5 protein-coding genes are annotated in these 6,217 nt (G+C 41.5%); 2 read left to right on the forward strand and 3 right to left on the reverse strand.

Annotated elements, in window-relative coordinates; translation table 11 throughout:
• Nucleotides 1-86: 86 nt before the first annotated feature.
• On the reverse strand, nucleotides 87-281 hold the full coding sequence (locus IQ226_RS07445; protein WP_193894023.1) for a DUF2811 domain-containing protein: 195 nt from the start codon (nucleotides 279-281) through the stop codon (nucleotides 87-89).
• An 891-nt stretch (nucleotides 282-1,172) separates the two neighbouring features.
• On the opposite strand from IQ226_RS07445, the gene IQ226_RS07450 reads away from it, so the two are divergent.
• Nucleotides 1,173-1,895, forward strand: coding sequence for a TerC family protein (locus tag IQ226_RS07450; RefSeq protein WP_193894026.1), 723 nt, complete (start codon nucleotides 1,173-1,175; stop codon nucleotides 1,893-1,895).
• Nucleotides 1,896-2,049: 154 nt separating this feature from the next.
• Here IQ226_RS07450 and ndk read toward each other — a convergent pair whose 3' ends face one another.
• Nucleotides 2,050-2,499: a nucleoside-diphosphate kinase gene (gene ndk / locus IQ226_RS07455; RefSeq protein ID WP_193894047.1), complete on the reverse strand. Its 450-nt coding sequence runs from the start codon at nucleotides 2,497-2,499 to the stop codon at nucleotides 2,050-2,052.
• Between the two features lie 311 nt (nucleotides 2,500-2,810).
• Here ndk and speA point away from each other — a divergent pair, with 311 nt between their 5' ends.
• Entirely contained in the window at nucleotides 2,811-4,826 is a 2,016-nt protein-coding gene (gene speA / locus IQ226_RS07460) for a biosynthetic arginine decarboxylase (RefSeq protein WP_193894029.1), read from the forward strand.
• 147 nt (nucleotides 4,827-4,973) lie between these two features.
• Here speA and IQ226_RS07465 read toward each other — a convergent pair whose 3' ends face one another.
• Complete coding sequence (locus IQ226_RS07465; RefSeq protein WP_193894032.1) at nucleotides 4,974-6,143, reverse strand: sugar phosphate nucleotidyltransferase; 1,170 nt, start codon at nucleotides 6,141-6,143, stop codon at nucleotides 4,974-4,976.
• Nucleotides 6,144-6,217: the final 74 nt, after the last annotated feature.

The raw sequence follows: 6,217 nt of genomic DNA on the forward strand, positions 1-6,217 counted from the left end.
CACTTGTAAACACCGCCAATCCCACACCTTGATTGTGTGGGATCAAATAAACAAACTTGGTTTATTTAATCCAGTATTTCTAAGGATCATTGATGAAATAAAGTTTCTAAGTAAACACGAGCGGCTCGGCGATCGCTCTCACCATTTTGCAACAAAAATAACGATAAAGCCGCTGTTAACACCCGGTTTTGATCCCAATCAGGATGGGTTTCTAGGTAGTTGTTCATGGATTCCTGTAATGTTTCGGGAATTTCGGTCAAGATAGGGACTGTGGTGTTCATAAAATTTTCCTGTAGATCAATCAAGAGAAGTTATTTGTGTTCAGTCTGACTGAGGGCTGTTTCATACCCTGTGAGGGACGGAGGGGGGAAATTAAAATAAACCAGAACACAAAATTCAGATGCCGAATGAAATCAAACTTAAGACTCATCATTTTGCGCTCACCAGGGGTGGATTTGTCAATGCTGCGAAATGTTAACAATTAGCAGTCAAAAATAAATCTCGACGAAATAATCAGGCTCACAACTATATTTTTGTTACATAACTTTATAAAAACTCAGTTATCCAGCTTGTTAGTAGGGAAGAATTCACAATCCCCAATAAGTCAGCAATGACTGATTAACTCGTAGAACATCTGTGGAAAAGTCCCAAATCACCTGTGGAAATCCTGTGGAATTAATGAGGAAAACAATAGTTAATAATAAGAATTACCATAATGTCAGGAAAATATGACATATCAGGCAAGTAACAGGGAGTAGGTGGCAGGGAACAGAGGGTAGGGAGAGAGCATAGGAGGTAGGAGGTAGTTAGTAACAAAAGTTACTCGTTAAAAGTGATCTAAATGCACGTTAAGATAAATGGAAGTATGGAAATAATCACACTGTTCCCTGTCACCTGTCACCTGTAACCTGTAACCTGTAACCTGTCACCTGTCACCTGTCACCTGTAACCTGTAACCTGTAACCTGTAACCTGTCACCTGTAACCTGTAACCTGTAACCTGTAACCTGTAACCTGTAACCTGTAACCTGTCACCTGTCACCTGTCACCTGTAACCTGTAACCTGTCACCTGTAACCTGTAACCTGTAACCTGTAACCTGTCACCTGTAACCTGTAACCTGTAACCTATTCCCTTTTTTGTAGATTCTTAAATTTTTGCCTGAGAAATTGGAATGTTAGACCAAATATTTGATTACTTAAATTTTCATTTCAGTGTTGAAGCTTCTATAGTCCTCTTAATATTAGTGTTTTTAGAAGCGGTACTGTCGGCTGATAATGCGATCGCTCTCGCTGCGATCGCCCAAGGACTAGAAGACAAGAAACTAGAACGTCAAGCCCTAAATATTGGGTTAGTCTTCGCTTACGTTCTCCGCATTACCCTACTGTTAACAGCTACCTGGGTACAGAAATTTTGGCAATTTGAACTATTGGGTGCTGCTTATCTGTTATGGCTAGTATTTCAACACTTCAGTTCCCAAGAAGATGAAAACAATCACCATCATGGACCACGTTTTAAATCTTTGTGGCAAGCTATACCCGTAATTGCCTTTACAGATTTAGCCTTTTCCTTGGATAGTGTCACCACAGCGATCGCCGTTTCCCAAGAAACATGGTTAGTAATCACAGGTACAACCATTGGGATTGTCACCCTCCGATTTATGGCTGGATTATTTATCCGCTGGTTAGATGAATATACAAACTTAGAAGACGCAGGCTATATCACTGTAGCATTTGTGGGTTTACGTCTCTTATTAAAAGTCATCAACGATGATTTAGTCCCACCAGAATGGCTCGTAGTGACTGCCATTGGGATCATCTTAGCCTGGGGCTTCTCTAAACGCAACGTTGTGGAATTAGCCCCAGAAGAACGGGAAAAAACGGAAGTGTCGAAGTAATTGGGACAGGGAGTAGGGAGCAGGGAGCAGGGAACAGGGAACAGGGAACAGGGAACAGGGAACAGGGAACAGGGAACAGGGAACAGGGAAGAGTTTTACTACCCATTACCCATTACCCATTACCCATTACCCATTACCCATTACCAATCCCTAACTACTCATTTAACCAAGGTGTAGAATGAGGTTGCCAAGCAACTAATTCCTCTTCCTTAAACCACAGCGCAATTTCTGTTTGAGCGGTTTCTTGAGCATCAGAACCATGAATGAGGTTACGACCGACATTAACGCCAAAATCGCCGCGAATTGTGCCTGGTTCTGCTGTTAAAGGGTTGGTTGCGCCAATAATTTTTCTGGCTGCTGCCACAACGCCCTCACCTTGCCAAACCATTGCTACTACTGGACTAGAAATGATAAATTCCACTAAACCAGGGAAAAAAGGTCTTTCACGGTGAACATCATAATGTTTTTCTGCCAATTCCTTGCTGACCTTCATAAACTTTAAACCCACCAGGGTAAAGCCTTTGGTTTCAAATCGGCGGATAATTTCACCCACCAGTCCGCGCTGGACACCGTCAGGCTTAATTGCTAAAAATGTGCGTTCCAAATCTGTCTCCAAAAACATAATCTAATTTTGATGGGTTAATTGTCAGTTGTATTGATGTCTTTTGTCTAGTAGTTTTGAGAATTTTCCCGAAAAATTTGCAGAGATCAGGGAATTAAGAAAACATAGTCTTCTTTTCTTTTTGGTCAAAACCTAACAAGGCTTACTTACCCCTCTATGGGTAGGGCAACATGGTATTAACCATACTTCTAATTACTAATTCTTAATCAGAAATTATTTCTAGTTGTATATCCGTTATCAAACTATTTTGTTAAATTGTTATTTCGTGGGATAAACACAGAGGTCAGGAAGAAATGGGTGTCGAGTCAACCGCTGATGAGATTGTGAAAGTGCCGTCTAATGGGCATAAAGGCGAATTGAAAAACAAAAAACAGAAACAACTGTTAGTACCTAGTACAATTACAGGAGATTTACCTGTGCCTTGGAAAATTGAGAACAGTGAAGACCTTTACCGCATTGAAGGTTGGGGACAGCCTTATTTTTCGATTAATGCGGCTGGTCATGTCACTGTTTCTCCCAAGGGTGAACGCGGTGGGTCATTAGATTTGTTTGAGTTGGTAAATGCTTTAAAGCAGCGTAATTTGGGTCTACCGATGTTAATCCGGTTTTCTGATATTTTGGAAGACCGAATTGAGCGATTAAACGCTTGTTTTGCGAAGGCGATCGCTCGCTATAACTATCCTGGTGTATATCGGGGAGTATTTCCAGTTAAGTGTAATCAACAACGCCACCTAATCGAAGATCTAGTTCGGTTTGGTAAACCTCATCAATTTGGTTTAGAAGCAGGTTCTAAGCCAGAATTAATGATTGCTCTGGCTTTGTTGGATACACCAGGATCATTGTTAATTTGCAACGGCTACAAAGACCGGGAATACATCGAAACAGCGATGTTAGCCCAAAGACTAGGACAAACACCAGTTATCGTCCTCGAGCAAATTGAAGAGGTAGATTTAGCCATTGCGGCTAGTCGTCAATTAGGCATTAAGCCCATCTTAGGAGTAAGAGCGAAATTAAGCACCCAAGGAATGGGACGTTGGGGAACTTCCACAGGCGATCGCGCGAAATTTGGCTTGACGATTCCCGAAATTATGGAAGCGGTGGAAAAATTAGGTGCAGCTAACTTACTCAGTTCTTTGCAATTATTACACTTCCACATTGGTTCTCAAATCTCCGCGATTAATGTCATTAAAGATGCCATCCAAGAAGCCAGCCGCATTTACGTGGAGTTGGCCATGTTAGGGGCAGATATGAAGTATTTAGATGTTGGTGGTGGCTTAGGTGTAGATTACGACGGCTCTCAAACCAACTTCTACACCTCAAAAAACTACAATATGCAAAACTATGCTAACGACATCGTGGCAGAGTTGAAAGATACCTGTGATGAAAAGCATATTCCCGTACCAACATTAGTTAGTGAAAGTGGTCGGGCGATTTCTTCCCACCAATCGGTTTTAATCTTTGATGTTCTCAGCACCAGTGATGTCCCCCTTGATCCTCCTTCTCCTCCCCAAGAAGGAGAATCCCCAATCATTAAATATCTCTGGGAAACCTACCAATCCATTAATAAGGAAAATTACCAAGAGTTCTATCACGATGCTGCTCAATTTAAAGAAGAAGCCATCAGTCGTTTCAACTTAGGAATTTTGCGCCTCAACGAACGCGCTAAAGCCGAGCGTCTTTACTGGGCTTGTTGTCAAAAAGTTTTAACTCTCATCCGTCAGGAAGAATACGTACCTGATGAGTTGGAAGACCTGGAAAGAATCATGGCTTCCATTTACTACATCAATCTTTCTGTGTTTCAATCAGCACCGGATTGTTGGGCGATTGATCAACTATTTCCCATTATGCCCATACATCGCCTTGACGAAGAACCAACTCGCAGAGGAATTTTAGCGGATTTAACCTGTGACAGTGATGGGAAAATAGACCGCTTTATAGATTTACGGGATGTCAAATCGGTTTTAGAACTGCACAAATTTGAGCCAGGAAAACCCTATTATCTAGGAATGTTCCTAAATGGAGCGTACCAGGAAATTATGGGGAATTTACATAACCTCTTCGGTGATACTAACGCTGTTCACATTAATTTAACTCCCAAAGGTTATCAAATTGAACATGTTGTCAAGGGCGATACCATGAGTGAAGTTTTAAGCTATGTCCAGTATGATTCTGAAGACATGATAGAAAACATTCGCCAACGTTGTGAACGAGCCTTAGAAGAGCAGCATATCACTATAGCAGAGTCCCAACGACTACTACAAACTTACGAGCAAAGTTTACAACGGTATACTTACTTGAATAGTCATTAGTCATTAGTCATTGGTCATTGGTCATTGGTCAGTGGTCAGTGGTCAGTGGTCATTGGTCATTGGTTGGCAGTAAATTACAACGAACAACGAGCAACGGACAACTGACAACGGACAACTGACAACTGACAACTGACAACTGACAACGGACTAAATTGAATTTGTTCCCAATAATTCGGCGATCGCTTGGTGTTCTAAAGGCGTTTGTGAAGGTGGAGTTTGACGAGCATCAGTAATCAACCAATCCAAAGCCGCAGCTTGGACATCAATTGATGCTCCCGTCTTATCTACACAATAACGTCCAAACACCAGCTTATCTACCAAACGCACACCTGGAGCTAACCGCGACCATTCAAAAATCACACTGTTATCTACAGTTGCACCACTGCAAATCCAACAATTTGGACCAATCATCGCCGGACCAATAATTTTTGCCCCATCCTCAATTTTAGTCATTCCCCCAATATAAACAGGTCCAGTAATATCTACTTTATCCCAATTTACAGATACATTTAACCCGGTAAAAATACCGGGCAAAACTTCATGTCCGGGAATTTGCACATTTTTAATTTCCCCTGATAAAACGCCACGAATTGCTCGCCAATAATCGGGAACTTTACCAATATCTACCCATTCAAAATCCATTGGAATGGCATAAAAAGGGGCATTATCTGCCACCAGTTGGGGAAATAATTGCCCACCAATGTCATACTCCATGCCAGAAGGTATATACTTGAACACTTCTGGCTCAAAAATATAAATACCTGTATTAATATTAGTGCTAAGAGCTTCCTCAACAGTTGGTTTTTCTTGGAAAGCTTGAATGCGATTATCGTCGTCTGTAACTACCACACCATAACTAGAAACTTCTTCTCTGGGAACTGATTTGGTGATAATAGTAGCGATCGCCCCTTTGGATTTATGCCACTTTACCGCCGCAGTTAAATCTAAATCAATTAAAGCATCACCACACAACACTACAAATGTGTCGTCAAAAAATGGGGAAAAATCTTGAATCCGACGCATACCCCCAGCCGAACCAATAGCCTCACCGACGAGTTTACCGTCATCATCAATTTTACCTTCAAAAGAATAGGCAATCTGCACTCCAAACCGCTGACCATCTCGGAAATAACTTTCTATTTCCTCCGCTAAATGGCTGACATTGACCATAATTTCGTCAAAGCCATGTTGACGTAATAACTCCAGCAAAAATTCCATAACCGGCTTTTGCAGTATAGGAATCATCGGTTTGGGAATTGTATACGTAATGGGACGGATACGAGTACCTTTTCCCGCCGCAAGAATCATCGCTTTCATAAAATTTTATTCCTTAGTCATTAGTCATTGGTCATTGGTCATTGGGAAGAAATATTCCCCCTGCTCCCTGCCCC

Source organism: Dolichospermum sp. LEGE 00240 (assembly GCF_015207875.1).
GTDB classification, from domain to species: domain Bacteria; phylum Cyanobacteriota; class Cyanobacteriia; order Cyanobacteriales; family Nostocaceae; genus Dolichospermum; species Dolichospermum gracile.

Excerpts from the sequence above, each read along its gene's own strand:
- IQ226_RS07450 (WP_193894026.1), top strand. The coding sequence starts at position 1,173 with ATGTTAGACCAAATATTTGATTACTTAAATTTTCATTTCAGTGTTGAA.
- IQ226_RS07465 (WP_193894032.1), bottom strand. The coding sequence starts at position 6,143 with ATGAAAGCGATGATTCTTGCGGCGGGAAAAGGTACTCGTATCCGTCCC.
- speA (WP_193894029.1), top strand. The coding sequence starts at position 2,811 with ATGGGTGTCGAGTCAACCGCTGATGAGATTGTGAAAGTGCCGTCTAAT.
- IQ226_RS07445 (WP_193894023.1), bottom strand. The coding sequence starts at position 281 with ATGAACACCACAGTCCCTATCTTGACCGAAATTCCCGAAACATTACAG.